Origin of the sequence: Salinicola sp. MH3R3-1, from assembly GCF_001937155.1 — a bacterium.
Taxonomy (GTDB): Bacteria; Pseudomonadota; Gammaproteobacteria; order Pseudomonadales; family Halomonadaceae; genus Salinicola; species Salinicola halophyticus.
In genome coordinates, this window is record NZ_MSDP01000004.1 from 15,234 (window position 1) to 33,998 (window position 18,765).

Here is an 18,765-nt window from a genome sequence, read left to right on the forward strand (position 1 = left end):
CGCGTCAGTCAGGGCGTCAATGAATGAGAGTCACAGCGAGTTGGGTAGCCACAGCGCGATGCTCGGGAATATCACCAGCAGCGCGGCCATCAATAGCATGGCGACGATGAACGGCAGGGTGCCGACGATCACGTCCGAGAATGGCTTGCCGCGCCGGGCGGCCTGCACGATGTAGAGATTGAGGCCCACCGGCGGGGTGATCAGGGCCATTTCGACGAACAGGATCATGATGATGCCGAACCACACCTTGTCGAAGCCGGCGGCCGCGATCAGCGGCGTGACGATGGGAATGGTGATCACCATCAGCGACAGCGTCTCGATGAAGAAACCCAGCACGATGAACAGCGCGATGACCGCCAGCAGCAGGCCGTAGGGCGAGAGATCGTAGGTGTTCAGCAGCGTGGTCAGTTTCTGGACCAGCCCTGACGAGGTCAGCGCGAAGTTCAGAAACGAGGCGGCCAGAATGATGAACAGCAGCATCGAGGTCGTCTTGACCGTACCGTCGAGCGCGGCCATCAGCATCGGGCGATCCAGGCGCCGATTGGCGGCGGCCAGCCCCAACGAGACGATGACGCCGACGGCGGCCGCTTCGGTGGGAGTCGCCCAGCCGAGATAGATCGAGCCGACGATTACCGCGAACAGGATCAGCAGCGGCGCGAGAAACGCCAGGCTGCGAAAACGCGCGTTCCAGCTGGCGACGTTACGTGGGCCGCCGAGACTCGGCTTCCACCAGCACAGCACCAGCGCCACCGCCATGAACAGCAGCGACAGGCCCAGGCCGGGGATCAGCCCCGCCATGAACAGCTTGGGAATCGACGTTTCGGTCAGGAAGCCGTAGACGATCAGGTTGATCGATGGCGGAATCAGAATCCCCAGCGTACCGCCGGCCGCGATGCTGCCGCAGAACAGGCGAGGATCGTAGTTGAGCCTGTCGCCCTGAGGCAGCGCCACGGTGGAGATCGTCGCGGCGGTGGCGACCGACGAGCCCGAGGTCGCCGAGAACAGCGCCGCGGTGGTGATGTTGGCGTGAATCAGGCCGCCCGGCAGCCATGAGAGCCAGTGATCCATGGCGCGGTAGGCCTTCTCGGCGATACCGGCGCGCACAATGATCTCGCCCATCAGCACGAACAGCGGAATCGCGATCAGCAGGAACGAGTCCGCCGCCGACCACAGGTTCTGCCCTAGCGCCTTGGTCAGCGGAAAGAACGAGAAGAACTGGTCGATGCCGAAAGCGAGCAGAAACAGCGTGACCGCCACCGGAATGCCGGCCAGCAGTAACACCATGATGCCGACAGAGAGAAATCCGAGCATCAGCGTGACTCCTTCGTCAGCGGCGCTTCGGCCAGTTCGCCGTTATCCATGCCGATCAGCGCATCGAGAGTAGGCGCGTCCCGCTGGCACAGCGCGGCCAGCACCCTCAAGCCGATGACGCTGGTGGTGAAGGCGAACCAGCAGTAGCCGGCGGCCCACAGCAGTTGGGGAATCCACAGCGGCGTGGCCAGCGGTGTGTTGGCGGTCGAGCCGTTGGCGAGCGATTTGACCAGTACCGGGTAGGCGTTCAGTGCGATCGTCCACGCCACCAGATTGAGCGCCAGCAGCGACACGATATTCAGCGCGTGCTGCGACAGCGGCGGCAGGCGGCCATGGACGACGTCGATACGGATATGCGCCCGTTCGAGCAGGGTGTGGGAAATCCCCCAGGCCGATAGTACGGCGAGCACGTAGCCCGAGTATTCGTGGACACCGGAAAGCGAGTGACCGGCCAGCTTGCGCAGCAGGATCTCGACGCCGATGAAGATGGCGACGGCCAGCAGGGCGAGTCCGATCACGCGCGCAGCGAGCCGGGACAGGCCGCGGGTGAAGCGCACCAGCCCGTCCAGGCTCTGGATCAATGGTGACATGAGAGGGTCCTGTCCAGCGGTGATGGGGACCGCGCGTGCCGGCCGTGGCCGACACGCGCGCGCTAACGGTGGTCAGGGCGCCTTGGCCTGCAGGTCGACAATCTTGCCGACGCCGGCGTTCCACTGCTCGAGGGTGTCGGCATCGACGCGGCCGGCCCAGGCGGGTAGCACCACGTCTTCGAGGGCCTTGTGAGCGCGATCGACATCGGCCTGGGTCGGTTTGACCAGCGTCATGCTGGCCGGCTTGCCGGCCGGACAATCACCCTTGCCCGTCAGGCAGGCGATACCGCGCTGGGTTTCGGTCTTGGCGTTGGTCCACACCGGTGCGGTGAACTGCTTGTCGACCTGTGCCTGAATCAGCTGCTGCTCGTCGGTGCTCAGGCTGCTCCACTTGTCCTGGTTGATGGCGGTAATGACGTAGTCCCAACCGCCGATGGGCAGCGGCAGCATGTGGCTTGATACGTCGTACCAGCCGGCGCTGTAGCCGGACATCGATCCGGTCACGGCGCAGTCGATCACGCCGCGCTCGAGGGATCCGGGGACCTCGTTGAAGGCGATGTTGAGGCTCTGCGCGCCGAGAGCCTCGAGGAACTCGCCGGTCGAACGGCCGCTGCCGCGAACCTTCTTGCCCTCGAGATCGGCAAGACCCGAGATTGGCGTGTTGCAGAACAGCACCTGGGCGGGGTAGGGAACGATCGCCAGCACATGGCTGTTGAAGCGCTCGTTCATGGCTTTTTCGGCGATCGGGCGGAAGGCGTCCGCCACCGCGCGGGCCTTGTCGGTATCGGTCGTCATCATCGGCAGATCGAGACCTTCAAGCTCCGGCGCATCGCTGACGGTGTAGTCGCCCACCGTCATGCCGACGTCGAACAGACCGTCGCCGAGATAGCGAAAGACGTCGCCGCTGGCGATCCCCATCTGATCGAAGCTGGTGACCTGGGTAGTGATATCGCCATCGCTGGCTTTCGGTAGCGTCTCGCCCCAGAACGGCTGCTCGAATTTCTGGTGCAGTTCGAGACTGCCCCAGCTGCCGACGACGTTAAGGGATGTCTCGGCCGATGCCGTAGTCGTGACGCCGGCACCGAGTGCGGTGGCGATCAGCGCTGCCGCGATACGGGTTCGACGGGTGGATTTTGTGTGTTTGCAGATCATGGTGGTAAGCCTCGTTGTTGGCGTTCGTTATTGATGTTGTGTCGCGCTATCCATGTTGTGTCGCTCTAACGGCGTTGCGTCGAGGATCGCCCGCTTGGCCCGGGCTATAGCCGTGCTTCTAGTTCCAGCCAGTACTTCTGGTTCCAGCCAATACTTCTGGTTCCAGCCAGTACTTCAAGTTCTAGCCGAACTTCAGTCGATGATTGGGAATATCGGTGATCAGCATGTGCCCCGGACTGTGAGTGATCGCCAAAGGCAGACCTGCGGCTTCCAGGGCGGCCTGGGGGGTCACGCCGCAGGCCCAGAAAACCGCCAGCTCGTCGTCGTGGATGACCGGCGCGTCGCCGAAATCCGGCCGGGTCAGATCGGCGATGCCCAGCGACGCTGGCAGGCCGATATGCACCGGCGCGCCGTGAACCCGCGGCATATCGGTGGTGATCTGGATGGCGCGGATGGCGTCGGCCGGTTTGAACGGGCGCATCGAGACGACCAGATTGCCGCCGAACGGGCCGCTGGGTTCGAGCGGAACCTGAGTGCGGTACATCGGCACGTTGCGACCGAGCTGGATGTGGCGGACTTCGAGGCCGTCGGCGATCAGGGCGTCCTCGAACGAGAACGAGCAGCCGATCGAGAAGGTGACGAAATCGTCCTGCCATAGCTCGGCGATATCGGTGGGCTCCGCGCTAGAGACGCCGTTCCGGTAGACAAGGTATCGCGGCACGTCATGGCGCAGATCGATATCGGTACCCAGCGAGCGCGGATGCGGATCGCCGGGATCGGTCACGTCCAGCAACGGGCAGGCGCGGGGATTGCGCTGACAGAAACGCAGGAAGTCTTCGGCGTAGCGGGCGGGAAGAATGACCAGATTGGCCTGGGCATAGCCCGGCGCGAGTCCGCTGGTGTGTCGCTGCCATTGGCCATGGCGGATAGCCTGCCGGGCGGCGAGCGGTCGTGAGAGATCGGTCAGGTCTTCGGCGGTCATGTCGATGACTCGGTTGTGATTATCGTTCGACAATAAAAAGCCGCTGCTGATAAGGCAAATCGATTTTTCTGATATTAATCGATCGGAATAATCTTTCAGTCGCTGTTGGCTGCCCCTTCCACAGCAGGCGTGTTGTGCTGCTGATCGAGTCGGGCGATCTCGATCGCCAGCTCGGTGACGCCTTCGGCCAGCGACTTGTCCAGATGCTGAGGCCAGGAAGCGGTGAACTCGAGCTCGGGCAGTTCGATGGGCAATGCGATCAGTTTGCCCTCGGCCAGCTCGTCCTGCACCAGACGTGGAGGAATAGCGCCGAGCCCCAGGCCATCCAGCGTCATCCGCACGATCGTCCACAGCGAACTGGAGCAGTGCAGCTTGAGGTGTTCGAGTTTGTGCTGATGAAGCAGCGAGCCGAGCTCGCGGTAGGGGCGGCTATCCCGGGCAAAAGTGATCAGCGGCAGACCGCGCAGCCGGTGCAGCGAGAAATGAGCCGGGTCGAGCCCGAGTCGGGGGCTCGCGATCAGCCCCATGGTGTAGTGGCAGAGAAATCGATTGAACACTTCCTGAACGTTGACCGGCCCCATCAGAAACGCCATGTCGATATCGTGGTTGTGCAATTTGGTGGCGAGGCCGGGTGAGCTATCCACCTCGAGTTCCAGCGTCATTTCCGGAAAGCGGCGCGACAGCTCGGCCAGGAACTGGGGCAGCCAGCTATGGGCGATCGACTCGACGACGCCCAGACGCAACGTGCCCTGGAAGGGCGTTGCCAGCTCCAGCATGGCCATGGCTTCCTCGCGGGCCTCCATCAGCCGCAGTGCGTGACGGTAGAACTGACGGCCTTTCGGGGTCGGCTTGATCGGCCGCTGAGTCCGTTCCAGCAAGGATTCGCCGACGATCGATTCGAGCCTGGCGATACGGTCGGACACCGACGGCTGCGTCAGGTGCAGATGGCGCGCGGCAAGGCGAAACGACCCCAGCCGCACGATCCAGACGAAGGCTTCGATTTCCTTGAAGTCGAACATGGCAGGCTCGCTCGGGTCGCGGTGGGAGTGAAGGCTAGGCCGGATCAGGCGCCCGCCAGTATTGCATATTCGGGTTGGCTGACGGCGAGGTGCGTTTTCCGCCATGGTCGGATGTCCGCACGCGCTCCGGGCGGCTACAATGGGCCACCCTTTTTCTGCGCGGGGCGTGGCTGAGCCACCTCGAAAGAGTCGCTTTACGCTTCACAAGAGCCCTCACGACCGTGCATTGTCATCTGACCGTGGCACCCATGATGCATGCCGACCGTCATCTTTTGCCGTATCACCCAGCCGGCATGTATCGCTCAAATTTTGCCCGTTGAGGCAGCCAGTTGCCCGCGAGGCGAACAGACGAAAAACAGGAGCGCTCGATGAGCCAGGATTTTCCGGACGACAATTTCCCTGCCAATACGGATCACCGCCGTCGCCATTCCGCCAAGGTGGTCGATGGTCCCGGCAAGGCCGCCAGTCGCGCCATGTTGCGTGCGGTCGGCTTCACCGACGGGGATTTCAAGAAGCCGCAGGTGGGTATCGCTTCGACCTGGAGCCGGGTGACACCCTGCAATAGCCATATCAACGTGCTGGCGGAAGCGGCCAGTGAGGGTGCCGACGCCGCCGGCGGCAAGGGTGTGATCTTCAACACCATCACCATCTCCGATGGGATCGCCAACGGCACCGAGGGCATGAAGTATTCGATGGCCTCGCGCGAGATCATCGCCGACTCCATCGAAGCCGTCTCCGGCTGCGAGGGCTTCGACGGCGTGGTCGCCATCGGCGGCTGCGACAAGAACATGCCGGGCTGCATGATCGGCCTGGCGCGCCTCGATCGTCCCAGCATCTTCGTCTACGGCGGCACCATCCAGCCCGGCGCCGGCCATACCGATATCGTTTCGGTGTTCGAGGCGATGGGGGCTTATTCCCAGGGCAACAAGTCGCTGATCGAGGTCAAGCAGATCGAGGAAACCGCGATTCCCGGGCCGGGTTCCTGCGGCGGCATGTACACCGCCAACACCATGGCCTCGGCGATCGAGGCGATGGGCATGAGTCTGCCCAACTCCTCGGCCCAGGAAGCGGTCTCGCAGACTAAGAACGACGACAGCCGCGCCGCCGGCGAAGCCGTACTCAAACTGCTGGAGCTGGACCTCAAGCCCTCCGACATCATGACCCGCAAGGCGTTCGAGAACGCCATCACCGTGGTCATCGCCCTCGGCGGCTCCACCAACGCGGTGCTGCATCTGCTGGCCATCGCCAACACCATCGGCGTGGACTTGACGCTCGACGATTTCACCGAGATCGGCAAGCGCGTGCCGGTACTGGCGGACGTGCGTCCCAGCGGCCACTACATGATGAGCGAGCTGGTCGCGATCGGCGGTATCCAGCCGATGATGAAGATCCTGCTCGACGCAGGCCTGCTCCACGGCGATTGCATCACCGTGACCGGCAAGACGCTGGCCGAGAATCTGGCTGGCGTGAAGCCGTACCCGATGGATCAGGCGATCATCAAGCCGCTGGACAATCCGATCAAGACGAGCAGCCACCTGCGTATTCTCTACGGCAACCTGGCACCGGAAGGGGCGGTGGCCAAGATCACCGGCAAGGAAGGTACGCGCTTTACCGGTCGCGCCCGGGTGTTCAACTCCGAGGAAGAAGCGCAGGCCCGGATCAACGATCTCACCGTGGTCGCCGGCGACGTCGTCGTCATCCGCTACGAAGGGCCCAAGGGCGGCCCGGGCATGCGCGAGATGCTGACGCCGACCTCCGCGATCACCGGGCGCGGCCTGGGCGACAAGGTGGCACTGATCACCGACGGGCGCTTCTCCGGCGGCAGCCACGGCTTCGTGGTCGGCCACATCACGCCGGAAGCCTTCGTCGGCGGCCCTATCGGTCTGATCGAGGATGGTGACGAGATCACCATCGACGCCGAAAACGACGTGATGACGCTACATATCGACGACGCGGAAATGGATCGTCGCCGAGCAGCCTGGAAACGCCCGGCACCGCGCTATACCCGCGGCACCCTGGCCAAGTACGCCAAGACGGTCAGCTCCGCCTCTTTGGGAGCGGTCACCGACCTGCCCGAAGCGCTGGAAGACTGAGACTTCGGCCAGCGCTTGGCTGGCCGAGCCAGTGAAATCGACGCCCCGGTGCTTTGCATCGGGGCGTTTTGCTGTCGAGCATTCGTTCCCCCGATCCTGAATTCGATTCATGATCGAGCTGCATAAGTTTCATGTGCTGGCAGACCTATCATCGCCGGCGCTTGGGTATCCTTGGCGGCATCGTTTTACGCTGCCTCGCCGCAGCCGGATCAGACACTAGCGCCAATGAGTGCGCCAACCACCGCCCATCCGATTCACCGAGGGAACACTATGAAGACCAGCCGCGATCGCATCATTACCACCCATACCGGCAGCCTGCCGCGAAGCCTCGAGCTGTCGAAAATGCTGGTCATGCGTGAGCAGGGCAAGACGGTCGACACCGCGGTATTCGATCGCGAAGTCGCCGACTGTCTGAATGGCGTCATCGCCGCGCAGCTGGATGCCGGGCTCGACAGCATTAACAACGGCGAAGCGCCGCGGGTGGGGTTCTCGACCTACGTCACCGAGCGCATGACCGGCTTCGGTGGCGAAGGACGGCGCAAGCCGACGCTGGATATTCAGCGCTTCCCCGGCTATGCCGCACACATGGCGCGCCAGATCGGTGTTTCCGAGGATCTGGCCAAGGTCTGGAACACGCCGCTGGCCCAGCGTGCGGTGCAGTACGATCCGACGCTTTCGGGGGTGAAGGCCGAGCTCGCGTCCTTTTCCACGGCGCTCACCCAGGGACGGGCACCGCTGGAGACCTTCATGACGGCGGCTTCTCCCGGTGTCGTGACCACCACCATGCTGCGTGCCGAGAATAACCCCGATTACCCGACCGACCGCGACTACGTGCTGGCCGTGGCGCGGGAGATGAAGCAGGAGTACGAAGCGATCGTGGCGGCCGGCCATATCCTCCAGCTCGACGCGCCGGATCTGGCCATGGAGCGGGTCATCATGTTCGGCGACGCCGACCTTGGCACGTTTCTCGAACGGGTCGAGCTGCATGTCGAGGCGATCAATCTGGCACTCGAGAACATTCCCGCCGAAAAGGTGCGTCTGCACGTCTGCTGGGGCAACTGGCAGGGCCCGCATCAGGACGACGTGCCCGTGGCCGATCTGCTGCCGATCCTCTACCGCGCCAAGGTCGGTGCGTTGAGCATTCCGCTGGGCAATCCGCGTCACGAGCACGAGACCGTCTCATTCAAGACGCATCCGTTGCCTGATCACATGCTGCTGATACCCGGCGTGATCGACGTCACCACCAACTATCTGGAACACCCCGAAGTCGTCGCCAACCGAATCTGCGCCTCGGTCGATGCCATCGGTGATCGCGAGCGTGTCATCGCGGGCACCGACTGTGGCTTCGGCACCTTCGCCAGCTACGAGTTCGTCGCCCAGGACGTCGCCTGGGCCAAGCTCAAGGCGCTGAGTGACGGTGCGGCCATTGCCAGCCGTCGGCTGTGGGGCTGAGCGTTACGCCAAAGCGATTTTCGTGCAGCGATTCAGCCCTCTCCTATACTGCGAGGGCAAATGGCACAACAGGGAGAGGTGCAAATGTCGTCTAAATGGATAATCAACGCCGGTATGGGCCTGGCACTGAGCGTGATGCTGGCCTCAGGTGGAGCGATGGCTCAGGACAAGACGAGTGATGAACCGACCTTGGACAAGCAGTCGGGCGATCAGACCAACGCGCAGGAAAATGCCCACGAGACAGACGTTCAGGAGAAGGGTGCTCCCAAACTGGCCAGAGAATGCCGGGATCTCGCTGTGCAGAAGGATGACGACGGCAAGGAGTTCGACGGCAATTCCATCTATGACTCCAACGCCAAGGATTACAAGGCCAGCGAATTGGAGAAGGGCGATACCTTCGAGTTGCTGGTCGATCTGCTCGGCGAGGGTAACGCCAAGTACAACCTGACCTGCCAGGTCGATGCTCAGGGCAACTTGAGCTACGAGAGCATGGAAAAAACCTCCAAGGTCAAATCCAACCCGGGCGGTGCCTGAAGCCGAGTCTTGCATAAAGAAGACGCCCCTGTGAAAGCGGCCCCAATGGGGCCGTTTTCCGTTGGGTTCGCGCCATCGACAGCCGGAAACGGTTCGGGAGCGTGCATGACATGACGGCACTTACGGAAACATTCGAGATCGACGCCCCTGTCGGCGTCATCTCGGACACTCACGGCCTGCTGCGCGACGAGGCACTGACGCTGCTGACGGGCTGCCCTATGCTGATTCATCTCGGCGACGTCGGCGATCCCGCCATTCTCGAGCGTCTGTCCGAACTCGCTCCGGTGCTCGCCGTCAGAGGCAACATCGATCGCGAGGGCGAATGCGCGGCCTTGCCTTCGCATCGCCGGCTCGTGATCAACGGCAGAGCGCTGCAGCTGGTGCACGATATCTCGGATATCGATGCCGGGATTAACTGTGAGGCCATTCTCCATGGGCATTCACACAAGCCGCGTAATGAGTGGCGCGACACCGACGCCGGTCGGCAGCTGTGGTTCAATCCCGGCGCGGCGGGCAAGCGGCGCTTTCGCTTGCCGATCACGCTGGGCAAGTTATGGATCGATGCCGACGGTATCCGGAGCGCCGTCATTCATCTGCCGCTTTGAGCCGGGATCTTTCGCTTCACCTCACTCGTTCTCGGGTGTGATCCGGATCAGCGCACCGTCACGGGAATCGGTCAGCACCCACAGCGCGCCGTCGGCACTCTCCGCCACGTCGCGGACCCGACCGAGAGACGATGCCAGGCGCTGCTCGCCGGTCACCCGTTCACCGTCGAGCGTCAGCCGGACCAGACCGCCGGGAGATAGCGAGGCGATGATCAGATTGTCTTGCCAGTCGGGAAAGCGCTCTCCCCGATAAAAGGTCATGTCGCCCGGGGCGATGACCGGATCCCAGTAGTAGATCGGTTGCTCCATCCCTTCCTTGGCGGTCAGCCCATCGCCGATCGGTGCGCCGCTGTAATCCTCGCCGTAGGTGATCACCGGCCAGCCGTAGTTCTTGCCGGCCTGAGGGACGTTGAGTTCGTCGCCTCCCTTGGGGCCGTGTTCGATCGTCCATAGCTTGCCGCTGTTCGATTCCCACGCCGCCCCCTGGACGTTGCGATGACCGTAAGACCAGATCTCGGCCAGCCCGTCTCTTTCGGTACCTGCGTTGTGGCCATCGGCAAACGGGTTGTCATCGGGAATCGAACCGTCCGCGTCGATCCGCACCACCTTGCCCAGATGCGTATCCAGATCCTGGGCCAGTTGACGCGGCTCTGGCAAAGAGCGCTCCCCCAGCGTCACGTAGAGCCGGCCTTGGTCGTCCCATGCCAGGGCAGAGCCAAAATGCTTGGTGGAGTCCCACGCCGGGGTCTGACGAAAGATCACTTCGACATCGGTCAGCCGGCTGTGGTCCTGGCTGAGGACGCCGCGAGCGACGCTGGTGCCATTTTCGCCGTCGCCTCTGGGTTCGGCGTAGCTGAAGTAGATTCGACGGTTGCTGGCAAAGTCGGGGTCGAGGCTCACGTCGAACAGACCGCCCTGGCCGCGGGTGTCGATCTCCGGCAGGCCCTCGATGGGCGGAGAAAGCGTACCGGCCTGCAGGTCGACGGCGCGCAGGCGCCCGGCTCGTTCGGTCACCAGCGCCATGTCGTTGTCGACAAAGGCCAGCCCCCAAGGATGTTCGAGGCCCTTGGCGATCGTCTTCATCGACAGGTCGATATCGTCCTCGAGTGCGGGAGCGCGAGTCTGTCCGTCGAACGCCGGAGTTTGATCCGGTGCATTGGGCAGGCCGCTCTGGACCGGCGCCTGGGCGAACGATTCGCCACTCAGCGATAACAGCAAGGCAGCACTGGATGAGGTCAGGAGGTTACGTAGCATGTCGGTCTCCACGGGGTGGGGATGGCATCGCGTTGCTCTCTGACTGTAGCAGCCTTCCACGGGAGCGACGTAACGGGGGCTGATCTTCAACGAGCCGGTATCGATAGCCCAATAATGGATGCGAGGATTGTCGACAAACGCTGCCCGAAATCGTTCGAACTTGATACCATTAGCCTTTTACCGGAGTTCGACCTTGCCCGCTGATTCTCCTGCGCCTCGCTCGCATCCACCTCGCCTGTCTCCTCCGACGTGGGTCCGTTGGCTGTTGCTCGTCATCGGGTGTGTAATCGCTAACCGTCTGCTCAATGCGGTACACATGCCGGCTGGCGGATTCATCGGCCCCATGGCGGTGTCGATCACCTACGGCGTGATGATCGGCGGCCTGAAACTGCCGCGCATCGGCTTCAAGCTCAGTCAGGGCGTCATCGGCGTGTTGATTGCGCAGACGCTGACGATGTCGGTGCTGTTCAAGATTCTCGATTCATGGCCGGTGATGCTGATCGCGACCGCCATCACGCTGCTGCTGAGCCTGATCGTGGGCATCGGGCTGGTGCGCTATGGCGGGCTGCCGGGCTCGACCGCTGCCTGGGGCACGACGCCTGGCGCGGCTGCCGCGATGGTGGCGATGGCGGAAGAGAGCGATGCGGATCCGCGGATCGTGGCGGCAATGCAGTACGTGCGGGTGGTCTGCGTCGTGCTGGTGGGAGCGCTGGTCAGCCACTATCTCGGGGTGACGGATAACAGTGGCGGCGGCCATGCTGCCAATCTGCCGGCCAGCCTGGGGGCGCTGGGAAGCTTTGCGGCGACGCTCGGGGTCGTTGTCATCGGCGTGTGGATCTTCGATCGGCGACTGCCGGCCGGTGCGTTGCTGGGCCCCGTGGTGTTGGGGAGCGTCCTCCACCTGACCGGTGTGATCACCATCGTGCTGCCGCAGCCGCTGCTCGAGGTGGCGTATGGCATCATCGGCACCTATGTCGGCTTGCGCTTCGATCGCGAGACCGTGCACAACATCGCGCGCGCCCTCGGCAAGATGATCTTCGCCTCGCTGGTGCTGATTGCGCTGTGCGCGCTGTCAGCCTGGCTGATGACGCTATTGATGCACACCCAGTTCATTACCGCCTATCTGGGCACCAGCCCGGGCGGTCTCGACTCGATGACGATCATTGCCATCGATACCCATGCCGACGTGGGCCTGGTGGTGGCATTGCAGACCCTGAGGTTATTTACCGTCGTTCTGGTCGGGCCGGGCATGGCGCGGCTGGTTGCCCGTTTTGCGCGGCCGTCACCGGCCTAGATCTGACGCCAGACGCGTTTCGGGGGCAGGCGCCGACGTTGGCTCGAAGTCATGTCTTGAACGGGGGCTTCAGGTAAGGCTTTTCGGTTCCGGCCGCCAGGCCCATGGTGCTGCAGGCGCCACCTCGCTATGCCGCAGCTGCCACTGCCAGCGCTTCTGGACAGGCGGTGTCGGGGTATGGCTGCGGACTCGGCTGACCCAGGCCCGACGGGCTTCCCAGCGGATCAGATAGACTGTCTCGCCGTCGCGCAGGGGAGGGTTGGCCGGATCGATCAAGACGGCTTCGAACCAGCGCGAAAGATGGAATATCTGAAGTTTGCCACTGACCGGATGCGCGGCTACCTGAACGGCAACTTCCGCACCGCGGCCGCCGGGCGGCATCGAGGTGGCGAGCCAGGCCGGCAGACGCTGCTCAAGCACCATGGTGAAGACGGCCAATAGCGTGGCGAGCGTGACCGCCAGAGCAATGACCGTCGTAATGATACTTGTCGCGGTAGACGGCCACTCGATCCACTGCGTCGACCAGATAACGAGGGTAGCGAGCACTAGGGTGCGGGAAAGATATCGATAGACCATGGCGAGCGAACACAGGCTCAGGCCCAGCGCTATCGCTTCCGGTGTTGGATTGAGCCATTGTTCCATGAGTCCCCCTGCGACGTGACGCGATAGCCTCTGCGGGCAATTCGTCTTTTTATACGATGCCTTGAAAAGCGTCTTCTGTTGCCGACCGGCTGAGCGTTGCCTGCAGAATACGGATCGCCAGATCGGCTCTCCACCTCAGAACGGTAAACAATTGCTGTCTTACGTAGCGGTCGACAGAGACAGGTAGTGCGAATTCTTGCCTCGTTTGGCGGTGTCTCCATCGCCGACATTAACGTCGCTCTGTTCTTCGTTCTCGGGGCCGTCGGCATCAGGAAATGCCCGCGAGCCGCGCGGTTGGCACCGATATCGCCCTCTTCGAGGACGCGTTTGCCACAATGTTGAAGACCCGTAGCGGCCCTGAAACGCAAAACCCCGATCCGGGGATCGGGGTTTCGAGACATCAGAACGACAGAACATCGAAGCTGTAAAACTTTGAAACTCCGAAGCCTCCAGGGCGAATGAGAGCGAACCCTGGAGGCGGTTACTGCCGGGTCTTGAAGCGCTTGCTCTCAAACCGGCAGCATTTACTGCTGGGTCTTGAAGTACTTGTCGTAGATCTTGTCGTAGGTGCCGTTGTCCTTCAGCGTGGCCAGAGCATCGTCGAAACGCTGGGCGAGCTCCTTGTCGCGCGGCCGGAAAGCCATCCCGAAACCTTCGCCGAAATATTTCTCCGGCTCGCTGATCATGTCGCCGACGCTGACGTAGTCGCCGTCCTTGCTGTCCAGCAGCGTGGACTTGCCGACCGGAAAGTCGAGGAAGGCGATATCGACGCGTCCGGCGTCCATGTCCAGCACCAGATCATCGGCAGTGGTGTAGCGGCTGATGTTGGCATCGTCGCCGTACATGTCGGTCACGTAGTTGTCCTGCAGCGTGCCGCGCTGGACGCCGATGGTCTTGCCTTTCAACGTTTCGGGATAGACCGAATCGATACCGCTGTCGGCGGCGGCGAACCATGCGGAGGGCGGCTTGATGTACGGATCGGAGAACAGCACCGTCTGGCGACGCTCGTCGTTGATCGTCATCGAGGACATGATGGCGTCGTACTTGCGTGCCAGCAGCCCCGGGATGATGCCGTCCCACGCTTGCACGACCCACTCGCAATCGGCCTTGATCTGTTTGCACATGGCGTTGCCGAGTTCGATATCGAAACCGGTCAGCTCGCCATCCGGGGTGCGATATTCCATCGGCTCGTAGGGCACATCGACACCGATACGCAGCTGTTCGGTATCCTGAGCCTGGGCGACACCCGCGATCAGCGCGGCGCCGAGCAGGCTGGTAGTCAGCAGTTTTTTCATGGATCGCTTCTCTGTTGGGATGCGTGTGTTGTTGTGGATTGCGACTTGGCCCCCGGTTCGTTCGCGGCTATCCCGATGGAGGAAGGCCCGCGATATCCAGTGGACGACAACCGCAGCATAACGAAAGCTTACACGGTTGAATATCATACCAGTCAACGCCTGGTTCACGGCGCCAGCAGGTAGCCGCTGCGGTGACTCTGATGGCCGGCGATATCGGCGACGATCATCCCGGCGGTAGCCATGCGACGCTGGCTGCGCGCGTAGAACATGCCGGCCTGCGGCGCGTGGACCGGCTCGACGCGATCGCTGATCGGATCGATGATCTCGGCGATCAGCTGCCCGGCTTCGACCGCAGCCCCCGGCTTGGCATGAAACACCAGCAGGCCACCGATCGGGGCGTGCAGGAAATCCATCGCTGTCAGTTCGGTGGCGGGATAGGCCAGTTCGGGCAACGGCGGTGCCTCGCCGGCCACCAGGCCCAGATGTCGCAGCCAATCGATGATCGCCTGGGCATCGTGATCGGCAAGCTGATGATCGACGTCGCGCTGGCCGCGCAGCTCCAGCGTCACCGACTGGCAGCCGTAATCGATCGGGAAACGCTCGCCGAAGGTCTGCTGCAGCTGTTCCCATACCAGCGTGAAGCACTCGTCGAACGACTGCCCGCCGGAATCGGTGGCGAGCATGCTGGCCTTGGAGCCGAAGTAGCGTGCCAGCGGTTCGAACACCGGCCACGCTGCCGGGGTGGTGTAAAGATGCTCCACGGCGTCGAAATCGCAGTGCAGATCGAGCACGAAATCGGCGCGACAGGCCAGGCGCTGCAGAGTCAGCCGCATCGACTCCAGCGTGGTGAGCGACCCGGTTTCGGTAAGCGCTGCGCCCAATGCGGCGTCGAAGCGGTCACGAATCACGTCACGATTGTGGGCGATATCGTCGTTCAGCGCCGCGTCCAGCCCCTCGGCGATCTCGGCGGCGACGTTGATGTAGCGGCGATTGAAGTTGGTGAGACTCTCGAAATCGTAGCGGCCGAGCGGTGTATCCATCAGCTGCTGATCCAGCCCCACCGGATTGGCGACCGGTACCAGTGTCACCCGGCAGGCCAGCTGGCCCAGGGTTTCGAGTTCGGCCAGACGCTGCTTCAGGGTCCAGGCGACCAACATGCCGGGCAGTTCGTCGGCATGCAGCGCGCCCTGCACGTAGATGTGTCGCTCGGCATCCGCAGGGCCGAAATGAAAGCTGTCGATATGGCGCTCGGTGCCGGGCACCGGGCTGATCAAGGCATGCTTCTGATGTTCCACGACGCTTCCTCGGCTCGAAGATCGAAAAGCCCGGCCGCTGGCATGACGGCCTGCGTGCCGGGCGGATGATGGCGATTTACTTGGCGCAGTCCTTCTCGCTCGGACGCACCGACAGGTCGTAGTCGAAGTACTGTTCCATCAGCTTGTCGAAAGTGCCGTCGGCATAGACTTCACAGATCGCCTTGTCGAACTTCGCCGCCAGATCCTTGTCGCGCTGGCGGAACGCCATGGCCGCGCCTTTGCCGAAGATCGACGTCGGCGTCTTGATGCTGTCGCCGAGCTGCTTGTAGGGGCTGTCGTCTTTACGGAAGTCGATGGCGTCGTTGGCGATCGGGAAGTCTTCGAAGGTCAGATCGAGGCGGCCGGACTTGAGGTCGTTGACCACGTCCTGCGAGGAGCCGTAACGATGGATGTCGAGCACGTCGCCATACTCCTGGGTGACGTAGACGTCGCGGATGGTGCCGCGCTGCACGCCGACGGAGAGACCCTTGAGGGAATCCTTGTCGTCGATGTCGATATCGCGATCGCGAGCGGTGATCCAGACGCTCGGCGTGTTGTAGTAGGGCAGCGAGAACATCACCTGGCGTTCGCGCTCCGGCGTGATCGCCATCGACGATAGAATGGCGTCGTACTTGCGCGCCAGCAGGCCGGGGATGATGCCGTCCCAACTCTGCTCGACCCAACTGCAGTCGAGGTTGGCGCGGGCGCAGAGCTCGTTGCCGAGATCGATTTCGAAGCCTTCGAGCTGGCCGTCGGCATCGCGCATGACGAAGGGCTCGTAAGGCACGTCGATACCCAGACGAATGGCGTCATGTGTATCGCCGTCCTGGGCAACGGCCTGGCTCGAGACCTGGCCGGCGAAAAGGCCGCCGACGATCAGCACGCTGGTGATCCACTTGTTCATGAGGAATTCTCTCTTGTGATTGGTGACTTTGATCAGTGACTTTCGATCAGTGACTTGGGACGAATGGCAGAGCGTCGGGCGGCGACTCCTTTGAAGATCAGTCGTTCGCGGTCAGCCCCCAAGCGGGCGCAGATGCGCCAGCAGTCTATTTTCCAGCCTGCGGAACACGAACATGATACTGAAGGTCAGGCAGAGATAGATCAGCGCGACGAAGATGAAAGCATCGAACGGCGCGTAGAAGCGAGCGTAGACGTAGTAGGCCGCGCCGGTCAGGTCCATGATCGTGACTACGCTTGCTACCGCGCTGGCATGGAGCATGAAGATCACTTCATTGCCGTAGGCCGGCAGGGCGCGCCGGAAGGCGCTGGGCAGGATGATGCGTCGCATCATCAGCTTGCGCGACATGCCGTAGGCGCGGGCCGCCTCGATCTCGCCCTTGGCGGTATTCTTGATCGCGCCGTGGAAAATCTCGGTGGTGTAGGCCGCCGTGTTGAGGGTGAACGCGATCAGCGCCGGGAAGAACGCCTGCTTGAACACCACCCAGAAGATGCTGTCCTGAATGCCGTCGAAGAAGACGACGCCGTAGTACACCAGGTAGAGCTGGATCAGCAGCGGCGTGCCACGAAAGACATAGGTGTAGGCGTAGATCGGCAGCTTGATCCAGCGGCGTTTCGAACCCCGGCCGATGGCCAGCGGTACCGCCAGGACGAGACCCAGCAGCAGGCACAGAAAGACCAACTGCACGGTGGTGACCAGGCCGTCCCAGTAGAAACTCAGCGTATTGGCCGTGAAGATCAGGTTGCCGGATAGCAGTTCGGTGAACCAGCCGCTCAATTGTTCCATTCGCTGGACTCCCCGAAGCCTGTGTTGTAGCGCTTGGTCAACCTGGCGAAGCCCCACTCGGAAAGCGTGGCGATCAGCAGATAGACCATCGCGACCGGAATCATGAACATGAACGGTTCGTGGGTCGCCTTGGTCGCTTCGGCAGCGACACGGACCATGTCGGTCAGGCCGATGATCGAGACCAGTGCGGTGGTCTTGAGCAATACCATCCAGTTATTGCCGATCCCCGGCAGCGCATGGCGCATCATCAGCGGGAAACGAACGTGCCGAAAAGCGAGCAGGGGGCTCATGCCGTAGGCGCGTGCGGCTTCCATCTGCCCCTCTTCGACCGCCTGAAAGGCGCCGCGGAAGGTCTCGCCCATGTAGGCCCCGAAAATCAGCCCGATGGTGATCACGCCCGCGACGAAGGCGTTGACGTTGATGAAGATATCGATATCGAAGGCGTAGTAGAGCTGGTCGGTGAGCATGTTGATGCCGATCTGGCCGCCGTAGAACAGCAACATCATCAGCACCAGATCCGGCACGCCACGCACCAGCGTGGTGTAGAGCGTGCCGAGCGCGTGGATCAGTCGATTGCGCGACAGCTTGGCGCTGGCAGTCAACAGCCCCAGGATGACTGCCAGTATCAGCGATAGCACCGCCAGTTCGACGGTGACCAGAGCCCCCTCGAGCAAGCGCGGGCCGTAGCCTTGCAGGTCGATCATGATGGAATCCGCCTCAGTGCTTGGGCGCCAGGAATTGGCGCAGGCGCTCGGAGCGCGGGTTGTCGAGAACATCGGCCGGCGTGCCGGTCTCTTCCACCACGCCCTGATGCAGGTAGATCACCTGACTGGAGACGTCGCGGGCAAAGGCAATCTCGTGGGTGACCAGAATCATGGTGCGGCCCTCGTCGGCGAGATCGCGCATGACCTTGAGCACATCGCCGACCAGCTCCGGGTCGAGTGCGGAGGTCGGTTCGTCGAACAGCATCACTTCCGGATCCATCGCCAGCGCCCGAGCGATCGCGCCGCGCTGCTGCTGGCCGCCGGACATCTGGGTCGGAAAGTAGTCGGCGCGATCGAGCAGGCCGACGCGATCGAGCAGGGCTCGGGCCTCTTCGATCGCCTGTTTCCTGGGCTTGCCGAGCACGTGGACCGGCGCTTCGATGACGTTCTCGAGCAGCGTCATGTGCGACCAGAGATTGAAGTTCTGGAATACCATCGAGAGCTTGGCGCGGATTCGTTCTACCTGCTTCCAGTCTGTCGGTTCACGGCCCTTCTTGGTGGTACGAAAGTTGATCTTTTCGTTGTGGACGATCAATTCACCTTCGTCGGGCTGCTCCAGCAGATTCATGCAGCGAAGAAAGGTGCTCTTCCCGGAGCCGGACGCGCCGATCATCGTGATGACGTCGCCCTTGTGAGCCTGGAGAGAGATCCCCTTGAGTACCTCGACGTCGCCGAAGCGCTTCTTGATGCCCTGTGCTTCCAGGGGGATGGGGGTCGCGGCCATGATGTTGTCCAC

18 protein-coding genes are annotated in these 18,765 nt (G+C 62.6%); 5 read left to right on the forward strand and 13 right to left on the reverse strand.

Going from position 1 to position 18,765, the window contains the following annotated elements; all coding sequences use genetic code 11:
* Positions 1-30 precede the first annotated feature (30 nt).
* From BTW08_RS02645 to BTW08_RS02665, 5 genes are all read right to left on the reverse strand, one after another.
* Complete coding sequence (locus tag BTW08_RS02645; RefSeq protein ID WP_075560973.1) at positions 31-1,311, reverse strand: TRAP transporter large permease; 1,281 nt, start codon at positions 1,309-1,311, stop codon at positions 31-33.
* A complete protein-coding gene (locus BTW08_RS02650) occupies positions 1,311-1,901 on the reverse strand; it encodes a TRAP transporter small permease (protein ID WP_075560974.1) in 591 nt (196 codons plus the stop codon). The genes BTW08_RS02645 and BTW08_RS02650 overlap by 1 nt, the downstream gene beginning before the upstream one ends.
* 72 nt (positions 1,902-1,973) lie before the next feature.
* Positions 1,974-3,053 (reverse strand): TRAP transporter substrate-binding protein, encoded by a 1,080-nt coding sequence (locus BTW08_RS02655; RefSeq protein ID WP_075560975.1) that lies wholly within the window; start codon positions 3,051-3,053, stop codon positions 1,974-1,976.
* 181 nt (positions 3,054-3,234) lie between these two features.
* Complete coding sequence (locus BTW08_RS02660) at positions 3,235-4,035, reverse strand: putative hydro-lyase (RefSeq protein WP_075560976.1); 801 nt, start codon at positions 4,033-4,035, stop codon at positions 3,235-3,237.
* A 95-nt stretch (positions 4,036-4,130) separates the two neighbouring features.
* On the reverse strand, positions 4,131-5,054 hold the full coding sequence (locus BTW08_RS02665; RefSeq protein ID WP_075560977.1) for a LysR family transcriptional regulator: 924 nt from the start codon (positions 5,052-5,054) through the stop codon (positions 4,131-4,133).
* Positions 5,055-5,422: 368 nt separating this feature from the next.
* On the opposite strand from BTW08_RS02665, the gene ilvD reads away from it, so the two are divergent.
* The 4 genes from ilvD (at position 5,423) to BTW08_RS02685 (ending at position 9,738) form a co-directional block, all read left to right on the forward strand.
* Positions 5,423-7,147 (forward strand): dihydroxy-acid dehydratase, encoded by a 1,725-nt coding sequence (gene ilvD, locus BTW08_RS02670; protein WP_075560978.1) that lies wholly within the window; start codon positions 5,423-5,425, stop codon positions 7,145-7,147.
* A 270-nt stretch (positions 7,148-7,417) separates the two neighbouring features.
* Positions 7,418-8,599 carry a hypothetical protein gene (locus tag BTW08_RS02675; RefSeq protein ID WP_075560979.1) on the forward strand — a complete coding sequence of 394 codons (1,182 nt, stop codon included), beginning with the start codon at positions 7,418-7,420 and terminating at the stop codon, positions 8,597-8,599.
* An 84-nt stretch (positions 8,600-8,683) separates the two neighbouring features.
* Positions 8,684-9,133, forward strand: a complete 450-nt coding sequence (locus BTW08_RS02680; RefSeq protein ID WP_139313560.1) for a hypothetical protein — start codon at positions 8,684-8,686, stop codon at positions 9,131-9,133.
* Positions 9,134-9,243: 110 nt separating this feature from the next.
* A complete protein-coding gene (locus BTW08_RS02685; RefSeq protein ID WP_075560981.1) occupies positions 9,244-9,738 on the forward strand; it encodes a metallophosphoesterase family protein in 495 nt (164 codons plus the stop codon).
* Between the two features lie 21 nt (positions 9,739-9,759).
* On the opposite strand, the gene BTW08_RS02690 is transcribed toward BTW08_RS02685, so the two are convergent.
* The gene (locus tag BTW08_RS02690; protein WP_075560982.1) at positions 9,760-10,992 is read right to left on the reverse strand and encodes a PQQ-dependent sugar dehydrogenase; all 1,233 of its coding nucleotides are present in this window, start codon (positions 10,990-10,992) and stop codon (positions 9,760-9,762) included.
* Positions 10,993-11,257: 265 nt separating this feature from the next.
* Between BTW08_RS02690 and BTW08_RS02700 the strand changes: the two genes are divergently transcribed.
* Entirely contained in the window at positions 11,258-12,286 is a 1,029-nt protein-coding gene (locus BTW08_RS02700) for an AbrB family transcriptional regulator (protein WP_281491938.1), read from the forward strand.
* 69 nt (positions 12,287-12,355) lie between these two features.
* Here BTW08_RS02700 and BTW08_RS02705 read toward each other — a convergent pair whose 3' ends face one another.
* The 7 genes from BTW08_RS02705 to BTW08_RS02735 form a co-directional block, all read right to left on the reverse strand.
* Complete coding sequence (locus BTW08_RS02705) at positions 12,356-12,928, reverse strand: hypothetical protein (protein ID WP_075560984.1); 573 nt, start codon at positions 12,926-12,928, stop codon at positions 12,356-12,358.
* A 524-nt stretch (positions 12,929-13,452) separates the two neighbouring features.
* Positions 13,453-14,223, reverse strand: coding sequence for a transporter substrate-binding domain-containing protein (locus BTW08_RS02710; protein ID WP_075560985.1), 771 nt, complete (start codon positions 14,221-14,223; stop codon positions 13,453-13,455).
* A 164-nt stretch (positions 14,224-14,387) separates the two neighbouring features.
* Positions 14,388-15,518 (reverse strand): succinylglutamate desuccinylase/aspartoacylase family protein, encoded by a 1,131-nt coding sequence (locus BTW08_RS02715; RefSeq protein ID WP_075560986.1) that lies wholly within the window; start codon positions 15,516-15,518, stop codon positions 14,388-14,390.
* A gap of 76 nt (positions 15,519-15,594) precedes the next feature.
* A complete protein-coding gene (locus BTW08_RS02720; protein WP_075560987.1) occupies positions 15,595-16,422 on the reverse strand; it encodes a transporter substrate-binding domain-containing protein in 828 nt (275 codons plus the stop codon).
* A gap of 111 nt (positions 16,423-16,533) precedes the next feature.
* Positions 16,534-17,265, reverse strand: coding sequence for an ABC transporter permease (locus tag BTW08_RS02725; RefSeq protein ID WP_075560988.1), 732 nt, complete (start codon positions 17,263-17,265; stop codon positions 16,534-16,536).
* Positions 17,253-17,969 carry an ABC transporter permease gene (locus tag BTW08_RS02730; protein WP_075560989.1) on the reverse strand — a complete coding sequence of 239 codons (717 nt, stop codon included), beginning with the start codon at positions 17,967-17,969 and terminating at the stop codon, positions 17,253-17,255. Before BTW08_RS02730 ends, BTW08_RS02725 begins: the two co-directional genes overlap by 13 nt.
* A gap of 13 nt (positions 17,970-17,982) precedes the next feature.
* Entirely contained in the window at positions 17,983-18,753 is a 771-nt protein-coding gene (locus BTW08_RS02735) for an ATP-binding cassette domain-containing protein (RefSeq protein WP_075560990.1), read from the reverse strand.
* Positions 18,754-18,765 lie beyond the last annotated feature (12 nt).

What these genes read in the sequence shown, in the direction of transcription:
- BTW08_RS02645 (WP_075560973.1), bottom strand. Translation starts at nt 1,311, where the DNA reads ATGCTCGGATTTCTCTCTGTCGGCATCATGGTGTTACTGCTGGCCGGC.
- BTW08_RS02650 (WP_075560974.1), bottom strand. Translation starts at nt 1,901, where the DNA reads ATGTCACCATTGATCCAGAGCCTGGACGGGCTGGTGCGCTTCACCCGC.
- BTW08_RS02655 (WP_075560975.1), bottom strand. Translation starts at nt 3,053, where the DNA reads ATGATCTGCAAACACACAAAATCCACCCGTCGAACCCGTATCGCGGCA.
- BTW08_RS02660 (WP_075560976.1), bottom strand. Translation starts at nt 4,035, where the DNA reads ATGACCGCCGAAGACCTGACCGATCTCTCACGACCGCTCGCCGCCCGG.
- BTW08_RS02665 (WP_075560977.1), bottom strand. Translation starts at nt 5,054, where the DNA reads ATGTTCGACTTCAAGGAAATCGAAGCCTTCGTCTGGATCGTGCGGCTG.
- ilvD (WP_075560978.1), top strand. Translation starts at nt 5,423, where the DNA reads ATGAGCCAGGATTTTCCGGACGACAATTTCCCTGCCAATACGGATCAC.
- BTW08_RS02675 (WP_075560979.1), top strand. Translation starts at nt 7,418, where the DNA reads ATGAAGACCAGCCGCGATCGCATCATTACCACCCATACCGGCAGCCTG.
- BTW08_RS02680 (WP_139313560.1), top strand. Translation starts at nt 8,684, where the DNA reads ATGTCGTCTAAATGGATAATCAACGCCGGTATGGGCCTGGCACTGAGC.
- BTW08_RS02685 (WP_075560981.1), top strand. Translation starts at nt 9,244, where the DNA reads ATGACGGCACTTACGGAAACATTCGAGATCGACGCCCCTGTCGGCGTC.
- BTW08_RS02690 (WP_075560982.1), bottom strand. Translation starts at nt 10,992, where the DNA reads ATGCTACGTAACCTCCTGACCTCATCCAGTGCTGCCTTGCTGTTATCG.
- BTW08_RS02705 (WP_075560984.1), bottom strand. Translation starts at nt 12,928, where the DNA reads ATGGAACAATGGCTCAATCCAACACCGGAAGCGATAGCGCTGGGCCTG.
- BTW08_RS02710 (WP_075560985.1), bottom strand. Translation starts at nt 14,223, where the DNA reads ATGAAAAAACTGCTGACTACCAGCCTGCTCGGCGCCGCGCTGATCGCG.
- BTW08_RS02720 (WP_075560987.1), bottom strand. Translation starts at nt 16,422, where the DNA reads ATGAACAAGTGGATCACCAGCGTGCTGATCGTCGGCGGCCTTTTCGCC.
- BTW08_RS02725 (WP_075560988.1), bottom strand. Translation starts at nt 17,265, where the DNA reads ATGGAACAATTGAGCGGCTGGTTCACCGAACTGCTATCCGGCAACCTG.
- BTW08_RS02730 (WP_075560989.1), bottom strand. Translation starts at nt 17,969, where the DNA reads ATGATCGACCTGCAAGGCTACGGCCCGCGCTTGCTCGAGGGGGCTCTG.
- BTW08_RS02735 (WP_075560990.1), bottom strand. Translation starts at nt 18,753, where the DNA reads ATGGCCGCGACCCCCATCCCCCTGGAAGCACAGGGCATCAAGAAGCGC.